This is a genomic window from Streptomyces sp. NPDC003379 (genome assembly GCF_053589195.1).
This window is the reverse complement of record NZ_JBSFRK010000016.1, coordinates 171,277-191,826: the sequence shown is the minus strand read 5'-3', so window position 1 is coordinate 191,826 and position 20,550 is coordinate 171,277. Positions and strand designations below refer to the sequence as shown.

At 69.4% G+C, this 20,550-nt stretch carries 17 protein-coding genes and 7 pseudogenes; 14 read left to right on the top strand and 10 right to left on the bottom strand.

Annotated features, from left to right (window positions below):
- Positions 1 to 431 precede the first annotated feature (431 nt).
- Positions 432 to 845: pseudogene (locus ACWDVB_RS18425) on the top strand (transposase); the annotation flags it as partial.
- 11 nt (positions 846 to 856) lie between these two features.
- On the opposite strand, the gene ACWDVB_RS18420 reads toward ACWDVB_RS18425, so the two are convergent.
- Entirely contained in the window at positions 857 to 1,018 is a 162-nt protein-coding gene (locus tag ACWDVB_RS18420; protein WP_451516025.1) for a hypothetical protein, read from the bottom strand.
- A gap of 157 nt (positions 1,019 to 1,175) precedes the next feature.
- Here ACWDVB_RS18420 and ACWDVB_RS18415 point away from each other — a divergent pair, with 157 nt between their 5' ends.
- From ACWDVB_RS18415 to ACWDVB_RS18405, 3 genes are all read left to right on the top strand, one after another.
- Positions 1,176 to 2,012 carry a helix-turn-helix domain-containing protein gene (locus ACWDVB_RS18415; protein WP_451515869.1) on the top strand — a complete coding sequence of 279 codons (837 nt, stop codon included), beginning with the start codon at positions 1,176 to 1,178 and terminating at the stop codon, positions 2,010 to 2,012.
- Between the two features lie 82 nt (positions 2,013 to 2,094).
- Entirely contained in the window at positions 2,095 to 2,565 is a 471-nt protein-coding gene (locus tag ACWDVB_RS18410) for a cupin domain-containing protein (RefSeq protein ID WP_451515870.1), read from the top strand.
- Positions 2,562 to 3,281 carry an SGNH/GDSL hydrolase family protein gene (locus tag ACWDVB_RS18405; RefSeq protein WP_451515871.1) on the top strand — a complete coding sequence of 240 codons (720 nt, stop codon included), beginning with the start codon at positions 2,562 to 2,564 and terminating at the stop codon, positions 3,279 to 3,281. The genes ACWDVB_RS18410 and ACWDVB_RS18405 overlap by 4 nt, the downstream gene beginning before the upstream one ends.
- A 303-nt stretch (positions 3,282 to 3,584) precedes the next feature.
- On the opposite strand, the pseudogene ACWDVB_RS18400 reads toward ACWDVB_RS18405, so the two are convergent.
- Positions 3,585 to 4,633, bottom strand: a pseudogene (locus ACWDVB_RS18400) (IS110 family transposase); the annotation flags it as partial.
- Positions 4,634 to 4,928: 295 nt separating this feature from the next.
- On the opposite strand from ACWDVB_RS18400, the pseudogene ACWDVB_RS18395 reads away from it, so the two are divergent.
- Positions 4,929 to 5,345, top strand: a pseudogene (locus ACWDVB_RS18395) (transposase family protein); the annotation flags it as partial.
- Here ACWDVB_RS18395 and ACWDVB_RS18390 read toward each other — a convergent pair.
- Positions 5,342 to 6,409: a LacI family DNA-binding transcriptional regulator gene (locus ACWDVB_RS18390; protein WP_451515872.1), complete on the bottom strand. Its 1,068-nt coding sequence runs from the start codon at positions 6,407 to 6,409 to the stop codon at positions 5,342 to 5,344. The pseudogene ACWDVB_RS18395 and the gene ACWDVB_RS18390 overlap by 4 nt on opposite strands.
- A 253-nt stretch (positions 6,410 to 6,662) precedes the next feature.
- Here ACWDVB_RS18390 and ACWDVB_RS18385 point away from each other — a divergent pair, with 253 nt between their 5' ends.
- From ACWDVB_RS18385 to ACWDVB_RS18365, 5 genes are read left to right on the top strand one after another with little or no spacing between them, the layout of a single operon-like run.
- Positions 6,663 to 7,715 carry an ABC transporter substrate-binding protein gene (locus ACWDVB_RS18385; RefSeq protein ID WP_451515873.1) on the top strand — a complete coding sequence of 351 codons (1,053 nt, stop codon included), beginning with the start codon at positions 6,663 to 6,665 and terminating at the stop codon, positions 7,713 to 7,715.
- Positions 7,712 to 8,677: an ABC transporter permease gene (locus ACWDVB_RS18380; RefSeq protein ID WP_451515874.1), complete on the top strand. Its 966-nt coding sequence runs from the start codon at positions 7,712 to 7,714 to the stop codon at positions 8,675 to 8,677. Before ACWDVB_RS18385 ends, ACWDVB_RS18380 begins: the two co-directional genes overlap by 4 nt.
- Complete coding sequence (locus ACWDVB_RS18375; protein ID WP_451515875.1) at positions 8,674 to 9,468, top strand: ABC transporter ATP-binding protein; 795 nt, start codon at positions 8,674 to 8,676, stop codon at positions 9,466 to 9,468. The genes ACWDVB_RS18380 and ACWDVB_RS18375 overlap by 4 nt, the downstream gene beginning before the upstream one ends.
- On the top strand, positions 9,465 to 10,286 hold the full coding sequence (locus ACWDVB_RS18370; protein WP_451515876.1) for an ABC transporter permease: 822 nt from the start codon (positions 9,465 to 9,467) through the stop codon (positions 10,284 to 10,286). Before ACWDVB_RS18375 ends, ACWDVB_RS18370 begins: the two co-directional genes overlap by 4 nt.
- Entirely contained in the window at positions 10,283 to 11,335 is a 1,053-nt protein-coding gene (locus ACWDVB_RS18365; RefSeq protein ID WP_451515877.1) for an amidohydrolase family protein, read from the top strand. The genes ACWDVB_RS18370 and ACWDVB_RS18365 overlap by 4 nt, the downstream gene beginning before the upstream one ends.
- 444 nt (positions 11,336 to 11,779) lie before the next feature.
- Here the strand turns inward: ACWDVB_RS18365 and ACWDVB_RS18360 are convergent.
- Both ACWDVB_RS18360 and ACWDVB_RS18355 read right to left on the bottom strand, forming a co-directional pair.
- Positions 11,780 to 11,911, bottom strand: a pseudogene (locus ACWDVB_RS18360) (SAM-dependent methyltransferase); the annotation flags it as partial.
- 25 nt (positions 11,912 to 11,936) lie between these two features.
- Positions 11,937 to 12,188: pseudogene (locus ACWDVB_RS18355) on the bottom strand (mycothiol transferase); the annotation flags it as partial.
- A gap of 130 nt (positions 12,189 to 12,318) precedes the next feature.
- Between ACWDVB_RS18355 and ACWDVB_RS18350 the strand changes: the two are divergent.
- Together ACWDVB_RS18350 and ACWDVB_RS18345 are read left to right on the top strand one after the other, a co-directional pair.
- Positions 12,319 to 13,377 carry a VWA domain-containing protein gene (locus ACWDVB_RS18350; protein ID WP_451515878.1) on the top strand — a complete coding sequence of 353 codons (1,059 nt, stop codon included), beginning with the start codon at positions 12,319 to 12,321 and terminating at the stop codon, positions 13,375 to 13,377.
- 59 nt (positions 13,378 to 13,436) lie between these two features.
- Complete coding sequence (locus tag ACWDVB_RS18345; protein ID WP_451515879.1) at positions 13,437 to 13,613, top strand: hypothetical protein; 177 nt, start codon at positions 13,437 to 13,439, stop codon at positions 13,611 to 13,613.
- A gap of 742 nt (positions 13,614 to 14,355) precedes the next feature.
- On the opposite strand, the pseudogene ACWDVB_RS18340 reads toward ACWDVB_RS18345, so the two are convergent.
- Positions 14,356 to 14,698: pseudogene (locus ACWDVB_RS18340) on the bottom strand (hypothetical protein).
- 429 nt (positions 14,699 to 15,127) lie between these two features.
- On the opposite strand from ACWDVB_RS18340, the gene ACWDVB_RS18335 reads away from it, so the two are divergent.
- Both ACWDVB_RS18335 and ACWDVB_RS18330 read left to right on the top strand, forming a co-directional pair.
- A complete protein-coding gene (locus ACWDVB_RS18335; protein WP_451515880.1) occupies positions 15,128 to 15,328 on the top strand; it encodes a hypothetical protein in 201 nt (66 codons plus the stop codon).
- A 129-nt stretch (positions 15,329 to 15,457) separates the two neighbouring features.
- Positions 15,458 to 15,886 (top strand): DUF3052 domain-containing protein, encoded by a 429-nt coding sequence (locus ACWDVB_RS18330; protein ID WP_451515881.1) that lies wholly within the window; start codon positions 15,458 to 15,460, stop codon positions 15,884 to 15,886.
- A gap of 15 nt (positions 15,887 to 15,901) precedes the next feature.
- On the opposite strand, the gene ACWDVB_RS18325 is transcribed toward ACWDVB_RS18330, so the two are convergent.
- The 4 genes and pseudogenes from ACWDVB_RS18325 to ACWDVB_RS18310 all read right to left on the bottom strand — a co-directional run bounded on the left by ACWDVB_RS18325 (position 15,902) and on the right by ACWDVB_RS18310 (position 20,425).
- Positions 15,902 to 16,492: an IS630 family transposase gene (locus ACWDVB_RS18325; protein ID WP_451515882.1), complete on the bottom strand. Its 591-nt coding sequence runs from the start codon at positions 16,490 to 16,492 to the stop codon at positions 15,902 to 15,904.
- Positions 16,489 to 16,620: a winged helix-turn-helix domain-containing protein gene (locus ACWDVB_RS18320; RefSeq protein WP_451611977.1), complete on the bottom strand. Its 132-nt coding sequence runs from the start codon at positions 16,618 to 16,620 to the stop codon at positions 16,489 to 16,491. Before ACWDVB_RS18320 ends, ACWDVB_RS18325 begins: the two co-directional genes overlap by 4 nt.
- A 452-nt stretch (positions 16,621 to 17,072) precedes the next feature.
- Positions 17,073 to 18,584 carry a glycoside hydrolase family 5 protein gene (locus ACWDVB_RS18315; RefSeq protein WP_451515884.1) on the bottom strand — a complete coding sequence of 504 codons (1,512 nt, stop codon included), beginning with the start codon at positions 18,582 to 18,584 and terminating at the stop codon, positions 17,073 to 17,075.
- A gap of 387 nt (positions 18,585 to 18,971) precedes the next feature.
- Positions 18,972 to 20,425: pseudogene (locus ACWDVB_RS18310) on the bottom strand (IS701 family transposase).
- Positions 20,426 to 20,550: the final 125 nt, after the last annotated feature.

Here is a 20,550-nt window from a genome sequence, read left to right as displayed (position 1 = left end):
CGCATCTGGCCCGACCGGGCCACCGCCCGCGCCGAGGTCTTCACCTTCATCGAGACCTTCTACAACCGCCGCCGCCTGCGCAAGCACAAGACCCTCGGCTACCTCACCCCGGCCGAGACCAGGCAACGTCATCAACACGCCCTCGTGGCATAACCGACGAGTGTCCAAGATCACGGGGAAGCTTCAAACGGAATTCACACCGCAGTCTGGACATGGACGCGCAACCTCACGGGCACGCGCATCGACCCGTACTACGCACCCGTCCAATGACACCCGCCCCACCAACACCGCAGCCAGATGCGGGAACAGCACACAAAGCAAGTTGTCGCACACACTCGACGATGCCAGCAAAGTGACCCAACGTCACCTCTCACGGGAATCTTGGCAGAGCCTCTCGGTGAAGCCGCACCGCTCGCGGACGTGGGCGCCCCGTGGCCGCACACCCACCGTCCCAGTTCGTGCGGACGTGGGCGCCCCGTGGCCGCACACCCGCCGTCCCGATTCATGGTGGCTCCCGCGGCCGGATCTCCCCTGCCGCACTGGCCTGTTACAAGCCCGGCCGGTCCAGCAGACTGACCTACCGGCCCCGCGTCCAGGGCGCAGGCCGGGGCTTCACCTGGAAGGACTGTCGCGATCTGCTCATGCGGGCCCATATCCAGCCCGGCGGCCCCGTCGTGTTGATCGGGGACAACCTCAACGTCCACCGGTCTGCGGGAATACGCCAGTACGCGGCTGATCACCACTGGCTCACCGTCATTCAACTGCCCAGCTACTGCCCGCAGCTCAACCCGGTCGAAGGCATCAGGTCTCTGCTGCGGCGCAACGCCACCGCGAACGTGCTTCTCAACGACCGCGATCAGCAGGAACGGACAGGGTGCTCGTGGGCCTGGTCCAGGTTGGCGCGCAGCTGCTCGGCGACAGTGTCCGGGTCGGTGTCGGGGACGGTCAGGACGGGGTGGCCGGCGTCGAGGATGCGCCGGTGGGTCCCGCGGTATTCGCCGTTGCCGCCCGCGATCAACGCGGCGGCTCCCAGGGACTTGGCCGCGGCGGTGGCGCACTCCTCGGCCCTGTTCTCGTACAGCTACGGCCAATGGACATGTAGCGCTGCGTGACGGGTGAGCAATAGTCCTTGGGCTGTGATCGTCCTGGGCTGGGCGGCTCGTACACTGACGAAAATGGAGGACCACACGGCCACCGGGATCGGTGCACGTCCGGCGCCCGTCTTGCGGGAGTACGTCGAATCGTATGTCGGCTTCGACCTCCGCGGGCTGCCGCCGGGGGTGCACTGCGGCCCGCCGAGCCGCGCGCTCACCGCGGTGATCAGCCTGTCAGATCCTTTGGAGGTGGCGGCGGGCGTTGACGACGGGTCACCGGTCACCCGATTCGGCAGCGTGGCCGGCGGTCTGATGTGCCGGTCCGTCGCGATTCACCACGACGGACGCCAGCAAGGTGTTCAGGTATCGCTGACACCGCTCGGGGCCCGGGCCATCTACGGCATGCCGTCCGCCGAGCTCGCCCACCGACTGGTCCCACTGGACGAGCTTCTCGGAGCGCTTGCCGTCGAGCTGGTCGACCGGCTCCGATCAGCGACAACATGGGCGGCGCGGTTCACCGCGCTGGACGAATTGCTCCTCCGAGCTGTCGGCCGTGGCGCCTGCGGCGACCATGTGCGTTGTTTGCGCCCCGAGGTAGCCGAGGCATGGCGCCGCCTCGTCGCCGCGCGGGGTTGCGTCCAGGTTGGTGCGGTCGCCGCGGAACTCGGCTGGAGCCGTCGGTACCTCACCGAGCGGTTTCGCGGTGAGGTGGGCCTGGCGCCGAAGACCTTCGCCCGAGTCTTGCGCTTCGAGCACGCGCACGAACTGGCGGCGGCGCAGGACCCGCTCCCGTGGGGCGATGTGGCAACCGTCTCTGGCTATGCCGACCAGGCCCATCTCGTGCGGGACTGGCGCGAGTTCACGGGCCGATCGCCGACGGCCTGGCGTCGCAGCGAAGTCCTCCTCGGCGCCGGGTAGCCGCCAACCGTCTGCCCTTCGCGTCGGCTTCTCTTCCCTTTTCTTCAAGACCGCCCGATCGCTGTCGTGGACGATCGTCGGCATGAGACTCGTCAACCACGAACGCAATGCCATGGACCTGCGGACCACCCCCGTGCACCTCGGACTGGGATCGAGAGCCGCACCCGTCGAGGGTTTCTCCTGGGACCCGGAGGTGCTCCATGCCTACAGCGCCGCGGTCGCGGCAGACGGCGCCGAGGGCCGGATGGTGATGATCTTCGACGGCGACGGGCTCGGCGGCCATTGGGAGAGCCACCCTGCAGGCGACGAACTGGTCGTTTGCCTCAGCGGGTCCGTGACGGTCACCCGCGACGTGGACGGGGTGCCCGACCACGTTCTGCTCGGGCCGGGCGAGGCCACCATCAACCCGGCCGGGGTATGGCACGTGGTCGACATGAAGGGGCCGACGTCCATCCTGGCCATCACTGCGACCCTCGGCACCGACCACCGTCCTCGGACCGACACCCGCCCGACCGAACGCGTCGGCACGCCCAGCCCGGAGGAAGCGCCGTGACGACACGCATCGCGTGCCTCGGCGACAGCCTCACCCGCGCGCAGTTCAGCGTCGACTACCTAAATCTTCTCGGACGACGCCACCCTTCCGGTGACGTGCAGCTTGCCCGTTTCGGCGCCAACGGCGACTTTGCCTACAACCTCTTGCAGCGCCTCGATGCTGTCGTCACGAACCCACCCGATGTGATCACCGTGTTGATCGGGACCAACGACGCCCGAGCGAGCCTTGCCGGCTACCCCGTCGAGCAGGCCATGAAGCGCAAACAGCTCCCCGATCGCCCGTCGGCCGGCTGGTTCCAACAGTGCCTGGGAGCCGTCGTCGCACGGCTGCGAGCGGAGACCGACGCGACGATCGGTCTGCTGTCGCTACCGGTACTCGGCCAACAACTCGACGGAGCAGCGGCACAGGCATCGCAGGCGTACAGCCGGATGATCGCCGAGGTCGCCGCCACCAACGAGGTGGCCTACCTTCCGCTCCACGAACGCCAGATCGAGGAACTGCGCCAAGCGGAACCGCCGCCGATGCCATACCGGGAGGTGACGCCCGCAGCGGTCGTCGGCGTCCTCGTCCAGCACGCAGTGCTGCGCCGCAGCCTCGACTCGATCTCGCGGCGGCGAGGTCTCGTGCTCACGACCGACCACATCCACCAGAACAGCCGCGGCGCCACCCTTATCGCTGAGGTCATCGACGCCGGTCTGCTGACCCAGAGCGCGTAGCTGGTTCCGGCGCCCGGCCAGTTGGATGCCATCTACCGCGCGGAGGTGGCATGGCTTCGGGCAGCGGCTCGGTGCCGATAGGTAAGACGCCGTGTGCTGCTCGTCCGAGGCGCGGGGCAAAAGCGCTGGCTACGGGCGCAGGTTGCGGCCCCGTCCCGCCGTTGCCGAATACCGGCAGGCGCCTTCCGTTCTGGCCCTGTTCTCGTATAGCTACGGCCAGGTGGCGTATAGCACTGCGTAATGCTCAGGGCTACGGTGAGAGATGTCGCAGTAATGGCCGGATTTACTGCGACAGGGCTCCTAGAAGGCCCACAAGTACCCGGCGGCGGCCAGCCGCTGGTTCTTGACTGTTCGGGCCATGACGACGTGGCTGCGACCTGAGGCCCGGGTGACGGGAGCCGCGCCAGCGTATGCCTTCACCGCTCCGGCATCCGCGAAGCGTTCGCGGTCGTCGCCGATTTCGGCGAGGACCCGTGCTCCGGACAGTAGGGACAGGCCAGGGAAGCTGGTGATGATGCCGGCATCCGGGTGCGCGAGGAACGCTTCCTCCGTCGCTGCCGCGAGCTGGGCGACACTGTTGCAGGCGGCATCGAGCTGATGGACGAGGACGGCCGCTTGGTGTCCCAGGGCCCGTTCGACCTGCGGCAGTTGGCGCACGCTGTCCGCGCGGAAGATGTCCCGGAGCCGCTCGACCTCGGTGTCGATTCCGCAGCGCGGGCGGGCGGCACGCTTGAGCAGCGTACGCAGCTGGCTGCGGGTGAGCTTGGCGGCGTCAGCCGGCGTGGGTGCGGCGGCGAGGATCACGCGAGCGCGCGGTGAGTCGAGTCCGGGCTTGCCCGGGCCGTGGAAGGCCACGAGGGCGGCCGAATAGTACTCACTCAGGTGAGAGCGGAGCCGATTGATCATCTGTTGCCGGTCCCAGACTGAGTCCTGGTGGGCACGGGCGAGAGCCGCGACAGCCTGCCCGGCCTCGCTGTCCGCGGGCAGAGGTCAGTGGGCATGCCGGTCGGTCCGGAGGATGTTGGCCAAGACCCGCGCATCGGCGGCATCGGACTTGGCCCGCGAGACGCTGCCGCGATCGCGGTAGCGGGCTGCGGCAAGCGGGTTGATCGCGTAGACCTTGCGCCGGTGGCCCGCAGACAGGCGACCAGCAGGCCGCGCGGGGTCTCGATGGCGACCGGAATCGGGGCCTCGGCGGTGTCACCGTGCGGTGCCAGCAGTTCCGTCAGTGCGTGGAATCCGGCGCTGTCATCGCTGATCCGAAGCTTGGCCACCTGGGCGCGGTCCTGGTCGACGAGGGTTATGTCGTGGTGCCCTCCAGCCCAGTCGATTCCGCAGAAGATCGTGCTCAACTTGTTTACCTCCACGCTGACTTGCAGGTCATTCCGTGCGGAGCACGCGGCGCTCTAATGGAAGTGCTCAGGCCCGCCATCACATGAGCCGTTCGTGTCACTCCAGCGACCGGCAGGGACCTCGGTCTGATGGAGAGCTCTCGGGCTAGGAACGAGGCATGGTGGAGCCGGTCTGGACACAAGGATCTCAGTCCCGGAACGGCGGCACGGCGTCGATAACGACCTGGTGCGCCGTGGAGTAGCGGTAGTTCTCATAGCTCATCGGTGGGCCTGAGCACGTAAGGGCAAGGGACACCAGGCAAGGTGGAAGCCTGACAGCCGCCTGGTCGTCGTGGTCGGTCGACCGCTGCCGGGCAACCGGCACGACTCCCGCGAGTGGGAGGAATCCGGCGCCAAGGCTGCCATCGGAAGGACGATGACCATCGCGGACGGCGGCTATCAAGGCACCGGACTGGTCATCCCGCACCGCCGTCGCGAAGGCGAAGAGCTCCCGGCCTGGAAGAAGGAACACAACGGCTCTCACAAGCAGGTCCGGGCCCGTGTTGAGCACGCCTTCGCCCGCATGAAGACCTGGAAGACCCTCCGCGACTGCCGCCTCAAAGGAGACGGCGTCCACCACGCCCTGCTCGGCATCGCCCGCCTGCACCTCAACCTCGCCGGACAGGCAGAGGGCCGCACAGCAACCGGCGCACCCCACCGGGACAAGTCTTAGAGGTGATCCGAGAAACGGGAGTCGGGCCGCCGAGCTGTCGTCTCCCGGGGTACGACCCGGTGGCTGAGTACCGTCGTCGCCGCGCCGTCGGCCGTGCTCGTCGCGGCCCCCGCGGTCGATCCGGCGCGGCGAGCGGTGTCGATGATGTGCCGAGCGGCGAAGGAGCCCATCTCGTACAACGGGAGGCTCACCGTGGTCAGGCCGACGAACTCCGCGGTACGGAGATCGTCCATGCCCGCGACGGAGATCTCTCCCGGCACGTCGATCCCCGCTTGCCGCAGGGCGCTGAGGGCACCGACGGCGACCTCGTCGTTGGCCGCGAGGATGGCGTCGGGGAGTGGGCGGCGGGCGATGAGCCGTACGGTGGCGGCGCGTCCGGCCTGGTAGTCGAAGCCGCCGGGACGGCAGTGGGCGCTGTCGGCGAGACCCGCGTCGTTCATGCGTGACAGGAAGCCTTCGCGGCGGTGCAGGCTGACGGTCATGCCGGGCGGGCCCTCGATGAACGCGACACGGCGGTGGCCGAGCGAGACGAGGTGGTCGGTGATGTCGTACGCCACGGCGCGGTTGTCGACGACGACGGACGGGCAACCGAGGTCGCGCACGGCCAGCGAGACGGTCTGGATGCCCTGCTCCTGCGCGCGGCGCACACTCTTGACCAGGTGGGGCGTCTGCGGATCGTCGACGTATCCGCTGCCGGCGAAGATGACGCCCGCGGCACGGTAGTCCCGCATGGCCTGGAGTCGGCTGATCTCCGTGGTGGTGCGCCGGTCGACGTTGGACAGCATGGTGACGTAACCGGCCCGAGTCGCTACGTCGTCCACGCCGCGGGCGATGACGGAGAAGTACGGGTTGTCGATGTCGCTCACGAGGACGCCCACGAGACGGCTGTGCGGTGAGACCATCGCGCGGGCGAGGGCGCTGGGTGAGTACTCCAACTGTTCGGCGGCGGCAAGGACTCTGGCGCGGGTCCCGGCCGAGATGGGGTGGTTGGACCCGCTCAGTACACGCGACGCCGTCGACACGGCCACGCCGGCCACCCGGGCGACTTCCACCAGCGAACTCACACGCCACCGTCCATGACCCTCTGCGGGAAACGTTTGCCTTGTGGCTCCCAAGTTCGCACAGCACATGGCGAGTTCACAAGGGGGCACGGTCTCCTTCACGAGTCTCAGCTGCCGACCGGATCTCTCAACTGGCGTGCAATAGCAGTGAGTTGCCTCTTGACGGTTCCTCGTCCTGGGTGTCTAGCATCCTGGGAAGGCATACGTTTGCCTACCCGGTGACCTCGGGGAATCGAAGCGGTACTAGGGGGAATTCATGCACGCCTGGACCTGGACCTGGCTCGGAACGCGGGCCGCCGTCACCCGCGGCAAGCGGCTGACCATCACCGCGGGCTTGTGCTCCGCGGCCTTGTGCGCCGCGGCCGCGGCGACCGCCTGCGGCAGCGGGCCGACCACCATGACCCGTGCGGACGGAACGCTCTCGTTCACGGTGGCGGTCGTCGAGCCGGACATCACGACCGTGCCGGTCCTGGCGGCCGTCGGCGCCGTCCGCCGCCAGGGCCACGACGTCGACGTCGTGGAGCTCGCCGCTCCCGAACTGGCCATCGAGGGCCTCGCCCAAGGCGACTACGCGATCTCGGCCGAGGCCACAGGCCCGGCGTTGAGCGCCATCGAGCAGGACGCACCCATCAAGATCATCGCCGATGTCGTCGGCAACCAGTGGGCGCTCTACGGCAGGCCGGGCGTCTCCTCCTGCGACGACCTCGACAAGCGCCCGTTCGGGATCTTCAGCTCGGGCGCGGTCGCGACCGCCATGGCCAAGGACTGGGTGCGGGCCCACTGCGCCACCGACAAACGCCCGCGCTACCTCACACTCGGCGGCTCGGACGTCCGCGCGCAGGCCCTCGCGGCGGGGGAGATCGACGCGACACCGCTGGAGCTGTCCGACGCGGTCGCCCTGGAGGCGTCGAAGGACCCGGCCGCCTCCGGGCTCACCAAGATCGCCGATTTCGCCCGGACCCTGCCGGAGCTGCACCCGCAGACCGTCTACGCGAACACCGGCTTCCTCACCGAACACCGGGCTGTGGCGCAGGCGTTCGTGACGGCACTCGTGCGTGAGCACGCCCGGATCAACGCCCGGCCCCAGCACCTGGCACGCCTGGCGCGCACCTACCTCCCTGGGGAGGACGAGGCCGACGTCGTCCGAGCCGCCGAGCGGTACAGCGAGGCGGGACTCTTCGACGCGGCGGCACTCACCCGGCAAAACGTCCAGGGCACCATCGACTTCTTCGCACGGGCGGGCGTGATCGGACGGGGCGTCACCGCCAGGGAGGCGGCCGACCTCAGCTTCATCAGGGCGGTCTCATGACCGTCACGGCCACGCCCCGCAAGGCGCGCCGAAGCCCCGGCGCACAGGCAGGCCCCTGCCCCGCGCGGCGCTCCGGGCGGCTGCGGCGTTTCCTCGGCATGAACCTGCCCTACCAGCTCCTTACGTTCGTCATCTTCGCCGCGGGCTGGGAGCTGTACGCCCGCGCACGCGGCGGCCTGCTGCTGCCCGGCTTCACCGAAACGGTCCGGGCCACGGTCGAGCTCCTCGGCGAGGCGGAGCTGTGGCAGGCCCTGTATGTCAGCAACCAAGCGCTGCTGCTCGGGTTCGCCCTCGCCGTCGCCGTCGGTGTCCCGGTCGGCATCGCGCTCGGCCGCTTCCGGCGGTTCGAGCGGTACGCGGACGTCTACCTGAACATCCTGCTGGTCACGCCGATGGCCGCGCTCATCCCGTTGCTCGTGATGTCGGTGGGCGTCGGACCGGTCTCACGCATCGTGCTCGTCACCCTCTTCTCGGTCGTGATGGTGATCGTGAACAGCCGTACGGGGGTACGGCAGGTGGACCCGGCACTGGTCGAGATGGCCCGCTCGTTCGGTGCCGACGAGCGGCGGATCTGGACGCGGATCCTGCTGCCCGCCGCCCTGCCCGCGATCATGACCGGCATCCGCCTCGGCCTCGGACGCGCGGTCACCGGGATGGTCCTCGTCGAACTGCTCATGGTCTCCGACGGCCTCGGCGGGCTGATCCTCACCTACCGCGGTCTGCTCAAGGCCCCGCCGCTCTACGGCACCATCGTGATCATTTTGGCCGAGGCCCTGATCCTGTTCTCCGCCGCGCACTGGGCCGAGCGCAGGCTGACCCGCTGGACCCGCCCGAACGCATCCCGGCCGAACGCATTCCGCTCGAACGCATATCCGCCGAACGCATCCCGGCCGAACCCGTCCCCTCCGAACCCCTCCCCTCCGAACCCGTCCCGTCCGCGCACGACGAGGAGCCCCCGATGATCACGATGCACGGACTGTGCAAGTCCTTCACCGCGCGGGACGGCGAGACCGTCGAGGCGCTGCGGGACGTCGCCCTCGATGTGGGCGACAACGAGTTCCTGACCGTCCTCGGCCCCAGCGGCTGCGGCAAGACGACCCTGCTCAGGGCCATCGCGGGGCTCGTGCCCTGGGACGACGGCGACATCCTCGTCGACGGAGTGCCGGTACGTGGCCCGGGGCCCGAACGGAGCATGGTCTTCCAGAGTTTCGCACTGCTGCCCTGGGCGAGTGTCCTGGACAATGTCGCCTTCGGTCTGCGCCTGCGCGGCGTCCGACGGGCCGAGCGTGCCGGACGCGCCCGCTCTCTCCTCGCCACGGTGGGGCTCACGGGGTGCGAGGCCAAGCTGCCCGGCGAGTTGTCCGGCGGCATGCAGCAGCGCGTCGGCATCGCCCGCGCCCTGGCCGTCCGTCCGCGGGTGCTGCTCATGGACGAGCCGTTCGGGGCCGTGGACGAGCAGACACGCCGGCTGCTTCAGGAAGAACTCCTCACGATCTGGGAGGAACACCGGCTGACCGTCGTATTCATCACCCACAGCATGGAAGAGGCCGTGCTCCTCGGGGACCGCGTCGCCCTGATGAGCGCCCGCCCGGGGCGGATCGCCGAGATCGTGCCGGTGAATCTGCCCCGGCCCCGCTCCCGTGACGTCAGCGCCCTCGCGCGCTCCGGCGAGTACGCCGAGATCACCACGTATCTCTGGGAACGGCTGCGCGACATGCACGCGGAGCACCGGCGGAACGGGGCGGCTTCATGACCACGCCGACCGCCAAGGACAGGCCGGGCGGTTCCTCGCGACGCCCGGCGGCCGTGTCCCCGCGACGCCTGCCCGCCCCACTGGTGAGCCTTGCGATCGGCGCCGCCGCCTGGGAGACGGTCGGACGCACGGCGGACGCTTCGTCGCTGCCACCGCTGAGCAGGGTGCTCGGGCGGCTCGTGGAGATGAGCGGCGAGGGGACGCTCGTCAGCAGTGTGGGCGACAGCCTGGTCAACCTGGTCCTGGGCCTTGCGATCTCTCTCGTCGCCGGGCTCGTCGTGGGCACCGCCATGGGCCGCCTGCGCTGCATCGAGGCCGCGCTCGGCGTGTACGTCAACGCGCTGCTGACCGCCCCGTCGCTGGTCTTCGCGCCGGTCTTCTTCTCGCTGCTCGGGGCGGGCCGGGCCTCGATCGTGGCGGTGGTGGTCATGTACGCCGTGTTCGTCGTCATCGTCAACACGGCATCGGCCGTGCGGACCGTACCCGCGCACCTGGTCGAGATGGCGCGTTCGTACGGCGCGAACGAACAACAGGTGCTGCTGCGTGTCGTGCTGCCCGCCGCGGCTCCTCTGATCATGGCCGGTGTCCGGCTCGGCGTCGGCCGCGCCGTCACCGGCATGATCAACGGCGAGATGTTCATCGCCGTAGTCGGCCTGGGCCGCCTCGTCACCGAGGCGGGCGGGCGCTTCGACAGCGTCGGCGTCCTCGCCGTACTTCTGATCGTGATCGCCGTCGCGCTGGGGGCCCTCGCGCTGGTCCAGGCCGTCGACCGCGTGGTCACCCACTGGGTTCCGACGACTTGGAGGGAAGAGCGGTGAAAGACTCGGAGGCAGACGCGATGAAACTCGACGCCTACAGCCACATCCTGCCCGCCCGCTACTTCACCCGGATGCGGGAGCTCGCGGTCGACGCCGGGGCCCTCCGGCGCTGGCTGGAACTGGACGCGCTGCATGACCTCGATGCCCGGCTGCGCATGATGGACGAGTTCGGCGACGGCTACCAGCAGGTGCTCACGCTCTCCTCACCGCCGATCGAGCTGCTCGCCGCCCCGCGGGACTCCCCGGCCCTCGCGCGACTCGCCAACGAGTCGCTGCACGCGCTGTGCGAGCGGCACCCTGGCCGGTTCCCGGCGTTCGTCGCCTCCCTGCCGATGAACAACCCGGACGCGGCGCTCGCCGAACTCGCCTTCGCAATCGACGACCTCGGTGCCCGCGGCGTACAGGTCTTCACCAATGTCAACGGTCGGCCGCTGGATGATCCGGCCTTCCACAGCGTCTTCGCGGAGATGGCCCGGATGGACCTGCCCATCTGGCTGCACCCCACCCGGGGCGCGGGCTTCGCCGACTACGCCACCGAGGACACCTCCCGGTACGAGATCTGGTGGGCGCTGGGCTGGCCGTACGAGACGAGTGTCGCCATGGCCCGGCTCGTCTTCTCCGGCCTGCTCGAACGGCATCCCGCGATCAAAATCATCACGCATCACCTGGGGGCGATGATCCCCTGCCTCGAAGGGCGGATACGACTCGGCTGGAGCGACCAACTGGGCAGCCGCACCGCGGGCGAGGACCTCACGCGCCTGCGGAGCGCGGCGCTGCCGCGACCGCCGCTGGAGTACTTCCGCCGCTTCTACGCCGACACGGCGCTGTCGGCGTCCGCCATCGGCATCCGGTGCGGCCTGGACTTCTTCGGCGCCGACCACGTCCTGTTCGGTACGGACTGCCCCTTCGACCCGGAGGGCGGCCCCGGGTTCATCCGTGAGACGATCCGCGTCCTGGACGCACTCGACCTCACGGACACCGCACGCGAGCAGATCTACCACGGCAACCTGCTCCGCCTGATGAGGCTGTCGAGGCTGTCGGGCATCTGATGCGGGCGGAAAGCACTCTTGTGGTTGTCGCGGCCTTGCCGTTGCGTCGAAGGCCGCGACACCACCCCGCGTCGGCACCGCCCCTCACCCGTGATGCGCGAGGTCCGCCGCCGCACGTCGCCTACTCCACAGAGGCCTGCGCCACCGCCGAGCCGAACTGCGGCGCCGCGGTCTACCTGCGCGATCTGCGGCGGCACGGTCTCGCGGCGACCTGCCGGGTCAGTGCCGCTTCGGGCGGCGGTTTGCCCGATCACGGGGCGGACACCCCTGCCCCGGCGGGGGGCGGGTGCCTGGTGGCCTTCGAGTCGGATGCCACGAATCTTGTGCCCCGCCGCCCGGACCGCACCACCGACATCTACGTCCGTCGCTGTGCTGACCGGGGTACCGGGTACCGGACGGCGGTACGCCGGGAGCCCTGGAGCCCGGGAGCCCTGGGACACCCCGATAGCTCCCGGGCGGCAGACCGGCCATGAGCCGGGAGACCAGCGCGCGGGCCTCCCTGGGGCCGGTGACGTGGCCGAGCGTGTTCAGGGTGATCAGGGCCACCGGCCGTGAGAGGTCCAGCGTCTTCGCGGCTCCGCAGGATCCCGTCACTGGCCCCCCTTTCGTCGACGCACTCGCGCAACAGTCGGCGTGTCCGCAGTGACGGGCGTACTCCTCGATCCTGTGGACCACCAGCTCCCGCACCGCGATCCCTTCCTTCCCCACGCGCCGCTCCCCCAGGTCCGGGTGCGCGGCCAGCGCGGCGTCGACCACGGACTGCTCGGCGACAGCTCCGTGGAAGTCCGCGTCCTTCTTGCCGTACAACCTCGGGAGCGGTTCACCACTCGCTGATCCAGTTGCTAAACGTCTTTCGGCCCTGCTGCCCGGCACGCGGCGTCGGGGTGGGGTCAGTTGGCAGGGCGGGCGGTCAAACGCTGTTGTCAGTGCCTCCCCATAGAGTGAAATCACTCGGAAAGCTTCGGCGAAGGGGGAGCAGCAGCATGCCTGCCAACAGGATCCAGCACAAGGTGAATCACGTCGCGCTGGTAATGGACTGTTCGGGTTCCATGCGTCCGCACCAGGATCAACTCGTGCGTGTGGTGGATGAGTTCGTCGCGGGTTTGAAGTCCGAATCGGACAGTCTCGGCCACGAGACCCGAATCAGCCTCTACTCCTTCGACCACAAGGTGGAGAACCTGGTGTGGGACATGGACGTGAAACATCTTCCGTCCATGCGAGGTCTGTACCGGGTCAACAATGGAGCCACGGCTCTCATCGAGGCTTCCCTGAAGTCCCTGGACGACCTGGGACATATCTGGGAGGAATACGGTGAGCACAGCTTCCTCCAGATCGTGGTGACGGACGGCGAGGAGAACGCCTCCGGCGGCGACCGGCGGCACAACGGCGACATGGCCATCCTCGGCCCCTGGCTCGACAGGATCGCGGCGAAGATGGGCGGACTTCCGGACCACTGGACTTCCGCGATCCTCGTTCCGAACTCCCTGGCCAAGCGGACCGCGCAGAACTACGGCTTCCCGGCCGGCAACATCGCCATCTGGAACGCGGATTCCCAGGAGGGCGTCGAGGAGGCCATCGGCACCGTACGCGCTGCCGCCACGAGCTTCCTCCGGGCCCGCGAGAAGGGTGTGCGTGGCACAAAGAACCTGTTCGCCGTCGGTCAGGACATATCGATCGACGAGGTGCGGGCGAACCTCGAACCGATTCCGGCGAACATGTACCGGCTCCTGAAGGTCGACAAGGAAGTCGAGATTCGGCCCTTCGTCAATTCGCATCCGGGTGTGACGTACGAAAGGGGCGCGTGCTACTACCAGTTGGGCGCGCGGGCTCAGGTCCAGCCGAACAAGGAAGTCATCGTGGTGGAAAAGGACACCGACCGCGCCTACACGGGCGACGCGGCGCGCAGCCTTCTGTTCGGTACGGGTATCCAGGGAACTGTCTCGGTAAAGGCGGGCAACAATCCCAAACTGGAGGTCTATGTGCAGAGCCGTTCGGTGAACAGGAAGCTCAAGGCGAATACGCGTCTGCTCATCATGCTCTGAGGGGCCTGCGCGCGGCCCGGCTCCCGCCGGGCCTGTTCCGCACGGGCTTGTTCCCTCCGTTGCATCAGATCCTCCGCTTCGGCGGCGGCCTGCTGGCCCAGTCGCTCCTCGAGGAACCGCCGCCGCTCACCGCCGCCCAGGCCGGGCGGCAGCTCCGAGGCACGCTCGGTGACGAGCGCACCGATCACGGCACGGAGCCCTATCGGCTCACGCCCGCCACGGCGGACCACGACTGACGCCGTGCGGGGCTTCGCCTTGCCGTGCGCCGCCGCCGTACCAGAAGCCCTGGCAGGACCGGCCGGAGCATGATCTCCGAATGCACCATCGGGACGCGCCGAAGACACGGGACCGTCGCTCTGGACAGCCTCCTGCCTCCACAGGGGCCAGCGTGTGGCCGTACGTGCGGGCGACCGGCAGCGGCATGACCCGGCCCTGGCCGTTCATCCGCGTCGACGTCGCCTTGCGCTGTCGCGCTACGACACCGGCCTCCGTAAGCCGCGCCAGGACCCTTCCGGGCCCCCGAGGGCGAGCAACCCAGCAGCCGGGCCAGCGCCGCCGCACTGCACCCCTCCCGCCTCTTCACCGAGCCGCCGCACAGCTGCAGCCAGCCCGACGCCCGGGTGTTCAGCACCATCAGCAGCAGTCCGAGCCGGTCGGTCGCGGCGCCCTTGTCCGTACGGCCGGCCAGCAGCCCCGGCGGCGTCGGCTCCTTGTTCTCCGGCGTCCAGCCGTGCGTGAACTGCGCCTCCGGGAGGCGCAGCAGCGTCGCGAGCTCCGCCTTGGACAACACCAGCGGGTGCCCCCGCTCCCCCTCGAGGCCGCCGCCTCACGTGGCCGTTGGCTCGACGGACAGCAGCCCACCCGCCAGCGGTGGCGGACGCTGGTCACCACCCGCCGCGATCAGCTGCCCGTCTCCCGGTGACACATGCCCTGCAGCCCCACCGGATGGCGGGACCCGTGGATTGGGTGCTGCTGCGTTCATGGCGTGAGGTCCAGTACGCGGACCGGCTCACCTGCCCACCGGTGCGGGGCAGTGGTGGCGATGATCGCGCCGTCGGGACGGTCCGGGGGTGGGCTGCGCCGCGTACTGGCTGTGCGCCGCGGCCCAGGTCTCCTGACGCGCGACGGCCAGGGCGGCGGCCATGTCCAGATCGAGGACGGTGATGCCGGGCAGAGAAGCCAGGTGCTCGGCCGTGCCGGGCCGGACGCGATCGGCCTGCACCAACGCGCACGCCGGGGCGTACAGGAACCAGCCCGACTCGGCATGGGCACGGTGGATCAGACGGGAAGCAAGGATGTTGCCCTGGCCGGCTGCGGCCATCCCGGTGTCGTCCAGGACGATGTGCACAGCCCTAAAGGGTACGGGTACGTACCCGTACCCTTACCCGTACCGCCACGTGCTACTTCTGGTCACAGCCCTGCTGTGTGGCGGAATCCAGTGCAATGCTGCGACGGCGGTGATCCTCTAACCCGTGTGGAGGTTCCCGTCCCTTGGCCCCGTCCGTGTGCTGCCACCTGGACGGGGCCGCGCCGTCCCTCCCGGCCCTCCCCACGGGAGGGCCGACGGCTGCGCAGATACCTTGGCCGTCTCTCGTACGGCCGGTGGTCGTTTCCGGTGTGGATCTACACACCGGATGCGGAGGAGGCCCAGTGGGCCCGTCGTTTGTGATCGAGCGGCTTGAGATCCGACGGGGCGAGGTCTGGTACGCCCGCCACTTCAGGGGCCTGGTGCCCGCGGGCCCGGGTTTCCTTGAAGAATCTCGACAACCCGGACGAGATCGAGCATCTGCTGCCAGTGACGAGTACGAAGCCTGGTGAGAGAACGGCGGGTGCCTTCGTCCAGGACCTGCTTGGCCTTCCCGCCGCTGTCCGCGGGGCCACACGTGTGGGGCTGGACGACTTCTATGGCACTGTCATGGCGCTGCGGGAGAACACGATCTGTTGGGCGTGAGCCTCACCGCACGACTCACAGTCCGGGCGCAGCGCCGAATTTGACCACCCTCGCGCCTGGCACGGTCTGTATCTGATTGGCTACGGATGGGGAGGCGCGGGCAGTCGCGTCCGGATCTCGGGAGCAGTTATGAGCGCAACAGCGGACCACCCGGAAGAGCGAACCAACCCGGCGGCCCGGTTGGGGTTCCAGCCGGGGCAGGTCGTCCAGGAGCTCGGTTACGGCGACGACGCGGAGCAGGAGCTTCGCGAGGCCATCGAAGAGCTGACGGGCAGCGACCTGGTCGATGAGGAATACGACGATGTCGTCGACGCCGTGCTCGTGTGGTTCCGCGACGAGGACGGCGATCTTGCCGATGCCCTGGTCGACGCCACGACCCTGATCGAGGACGGCGCCCTGATCTGGCTGTGCACGCCGAAGTCCGGACGCGACGGGTACGTCGAGCCCTCAGACATCCAGGCGGCCGCGGTGACGGCCGGCCTTCAGCAGGTCGGGTCCGCCAGCGCCGGCAAAGACTGGAACGGCCTTCGCCTGGCCACGCCCAAGGCCAAGCGGTAGCAGCCAGAGCAGGCCCTACTGATCTTTCCGTAAGTTCGGTGGGTGTGGTGGGCGGACGGTCAGGCCGGTATGGGCGAGGAATGACCATGGCAGTCGGGGGTTGGCCTTGATGCGGTGGATGCCTTGCTCAGTGGCGTCGGCGATATCGGCGAGATGGTCGCCGGCGAGGTTGGCGAGTTCACGCTTCTTGAGCGAGGACCACAGCAGTTCCACCGGGTTCAGTTCGGGAGCGTAGGCGGGCAATCGTTCCAGGGTGAGCCAGTCCTGTTCGGCGACCCAGGCCCGCATCGCCCGGCTCCAGTGGGCGGACAGGCCGTCCCGGACAAGGACCACTCGCTCGCCGCGGTAGAACACCTTCACCTGCTCCAGGGCCTCGATGAGCCCGGCAGTGTCGTGGCTGCCGGGCTTGAGGTGGAAGCACAGGCGGGCCCCGCGATCGGGGTCGCTGGAGTGGTAACCCAAGGCTCCGGCCATCGACGCGCGCTTCCAGTCCAGGCGGTGCCGCAGGAGCGGTGTCCGCCCTCGGGGCGAGTGAGTGCGGTGGATCTGAGGGAGCAGGGAGACGCCTGATGCGTCGAGGAAGACGATCCAGGCACGCGTGTTCACGGCCCCTCTTTGATACGCGGCCACTCATGCGCGATCCAGCGGGCGATCTCCGACTCGTCCCGCTCGACCGCCCGCCGCCCGGGCCGTTGCAGGCTCCATCCGAGCCGGCCGGTCAGCAGCCGCCACACCGACGTCCTCGCCCCCCCGTTGTCCGGGTGACGACTGCGCCGACTCGTTCCAGGGTCCACAGGCCGGCCTCGAAACCATGGGCCTGGGCACCTTGCTCCAACGCGGCCCGGACCATCTCGACCTGGATGTCATCCAGCTTGGGTGGGCGTCCGGTGGCTGACCGTCTCCGCAGGCCCGAAGCACCGTCTTGCTCCCACACCGCCGCCAACGCCGCACACTCTCGGCACACCCCCCCGCCCTGGAGATCTCCGCATCCGAGACGCCGCCCTCGAACAACTCGAACTCGACTGCCCGAACACGGCGCGCCTCCGCCAACTGAGGCCGCGACAAAGGAGGAAGGGAGGAGCCGGCAACCGAAGGAGAAGGTTGATGTGCCACCCCGACAGCCTCCCACCCACACGGCCACCACACCCACCGCACTTACGAAAAGATCAGTAGGACGCCCCGGGTCTCAGCCCCGGCGGCCGGAGCCCGGCCGCACCGTCACCTCCACCTCCGTTCCGTCGGACGCCCACACGCGCACCTGTCGTGCCTGCCCGGGCGGCACGCTTCGGGCGCTGGGGTGTGCCGTGCGGCCCGACACCTCGATCCGCCAGCCGGTGGTGCTCGGCGGCAGGGACAGCACGGTGGTGCCGGGGCGGCGAGTCGACCGGTAGGCGAGGCGGTACGTCGCGCGGGCCGGGTCGTGGGTGTCGGCGCGCACGGTGCCCGCGACCGCCGGGGCGTACGGCGTGGCGGTGCGCTCCTTGTTCGTACGCAAGCGGCCGTCGCGGTCGAGGGCGCAGTAGCCTCCGCCGTAGCACCAGACGTAGGCCGCCCAGCCCGAGGAGTAGCGGGTGAAGGAGGCGAGCGCGTCGTCGTGGAAGCGGCGCATGTTCGGCAGGCCGCTGTTCAGCGGGCCCCACTCGCCCACCACGACGGGCACCGAGTGCTCGCGCGGGTACGCGGTGACGGCGTTCTCGTACGCCGTGACCCAGCCGGCCGCCGGGTCGTAGTCGGCGCCCGCCTCCATCGCGGTGTTGTAGAAGTGCGGGGCGTAGACGACGCGTTCGTCGAGGACGCGGCCCAGGCCGGTGGGCACGCCTTCGCCGACGATCGGGGTCGGCTCGATGAACAGGTGGTTCGAGCGGTCCCGAGTGCGGATGGCGGCGGCGAGGCGGCGGTACATCGGGGTGAGCTGCGTCGCCTCGATGCGACGTGCGGCACTCGCCAGGTCCTCGCCCGCGCGCAGCTCCCCCATCGGCTCGTTGATCAGGTCGTAGCCGAACACCGCGGGGTGCCCGCCGAAGCGGTCCGCCAGCAAGCGCCACATGCGGGCCTGCGCGCGCCGCAGGTCCGCGTCCTCGTAGAGATGGGTGAAGGCGCGCTGGACGGCGGGTTCGAAGTACTCGGCGAACCAGTCGTCGGGGTGCGGGGTGAACGGCAGCCCGTCGGTCCGCGTCGCCCACGCCGGGATCCCGCGGTGGCCGAACGCGGGCCCGAACACGTCCTGGTGGGCGTCGATGACGACGTGGACACCGTGCTCTTGCGCCCAGTCGAGGATGCGCCGGACCTTGCGCAGGTACGACTCGTTGTAGCGCCCGCGCCGCGGCTCCAGGTCGTCCCAGAAGACCAGCAGCCGGGCGAAGTTGAAGCCATGGGCCCGCAAGTCGGCGAAGTGCCGCTCGGTGATCGCGCTGAGGGCGTCCGGGCCGTGGTGGATCTTGTCCTCGACGTTCCAGCCGCGCAGGGTGAGTGTGCGTCCGCGGGCGTCGGTGAGGCGGGGTATACCGGCGGCGGTGGGGGCGGTTGCGGACCCGCTGCCGGAAGTGGCCCCCGTGACGGCGCCGGAATCGGTGCCGGTGCGCCCACTCTCCGCTCTCCCCGAAGCGGCCGGGGCCAAGCCCGCACCGAGCAGGGCGGCGGCGATCAGGGCGATCAAGGCCACCGGGCCGAGGTGCTGCCGCGTGAAGCGCTTGCCCATGACGGACCTCCGGCACTCGGGGACGCGCGGTCACGTACGTGTGCCCGTTCGGCACGCACCGTACGGCACGCACCGTACGTATCAGGAACCGCTTGCACAGACCAGCGAATCGACGACGCGGGCGGCCGAGAATCTTCCACTGCCTCGATCAGGGCGCCACCGCGCTCACCCCCGCCGACCGGTCCGCCAGACAGCGCTGGAACTGCCCCAGCGGGCGCTCCAAGTGGAAGAAGCGGCCACCCGAGGGCGCGGGGCCGGTGGCCAGGCGCCGCGGTGACTCGCGGCCCTTTCCCTGAGAGAACCCTCTTCGATCTTCGCCGTACGACCGACCTGAGCAGCACATCAGCACGCCTGACACTCCATCAGAACGAGCGTCGAATGAGGTCACTAGCGGTGGTTCGTTAGACCGGGACGTAGAGGTTCAGGGGTCTGCCTGTGCCGTCGGTGTTGATCAGTTCTTGTAGTGCTGTGGGCGGGGGCTTCGTTGTCCAGGCCCGCCAGTAGCGTTGCAGCGTGGCCCAGGGCATCAGCCAGCCATGGACGGTGCGGATGGCCTGGGGCCAGCAAGCCGGTCGAGGCTGCTGGGAGGCGGGTTCTCCCCCTCTCCGCCCGGTCCTGGCGGTGCGTCAGGACCGGGCGGAGGGCAGAGCGGGACGGGCCGGGGTGGGTCCGGCGCGAACCAGGTGCTCCAGCAGAAGCTGAAGGCACAGTTCAGGGGGGTCTGGTGGCAGCGGATCGCGGTATCGGAGCAGACCTGGAAGTCCGCCCAGCCAAGTTCGTCCTTGACCTGTTTGCAGCTCTGCTCGACCCAGTGCCGCAGTCCGTAGATCCGTACCACTTCGGTGAGGTCGGCGGCCGGGTGCGGGCTGTGCGCCTCACGTGGTGAGCCGGGCCTGGGCAGGTTGGTGGCCAGGTACCAGGTGGACGTCTCGGGCAGGGCGGACGGGTCGGTGGTGGCCACCACGAGCCGGATCACGCCGTCGGGCCCCCACCAGCCCGAACCGGGCATCGGCGGCCCACCAGGTGGTGGCGTTGCCGTCTCGGAAGGTACGGGTCACCGCCGTCCAGTCACCGGGCTGTCCAGGGCCGTGCCAGGCCAGTTCACGGGCGGCATCGACGGGCCGGAAGGCGTCTTTGTACTGCCAGGTGCCGTGGCCGCGTTTGAGGGCCACCACGAACGGCGGGCGGGCGTCGGACAGTTCAGCGCGGAAGGTGTTGTGGTCGCCGTAGGCGCAGTCGGCGACGACCGCCCGGAACACCACGCCGGCAGTCTTGGCCGCGCAGGCCAGGGCGGCCCCGATCTGCAGCTTGGTGCGGAAAGCCGGGTCACTCTTCCCGCCGGGAAAATGGTGGGCGGGAGTGTAGGGCACGGCGCGCAGCGGGTAGTAGAGGCGTTCGTCGGCCCAGCAGGTTGTCACCGTGACCACGCCGCGGTCGATCTTCCCCACCGAGCCGAGATACTGCTTGCCCACGTGCGCGGTCGCGCTGCCGTCCTTGCGGCCACCGGAATCGTCGATGACCAGCACCCCGCCGTCACGCGGCGCAGTGACCGAGTCGGCCAGCATCAACTCAAGGCGACGGGCATTGACCTGCTCGCCGTCCCAGGTCGACTCAGAGAGGAAGAACTGCAGGCGCTGCGCCGCCGCATGCTGGGCACTCGCCACGGGCTCCGTGCCGGCCAGGCAGGCGAGGGTCTTGTTGCGGTCCCGGGGCAGCAATAGGCCGGCCAGGTACTCACGAACCCCCCGCCGCTGGGCCAACGTCCCGAAGAGATCGTCGAAGCCGGCGGCGTACGCTTCCAGCGGACCCGGTGCGGGAGGACACGGCAGCCGCTTCGTCATCTCAGGCTCCCCGGAGCGTAGTGGACGCCTTCACCTCACGGCCTACTCCCGCCCGAACCCGCCGTCAACAAACCACCGCTAGGTTCGGATCAAGTGGTGGGGTAGAGGCTTCGGAGTCAGGTCAT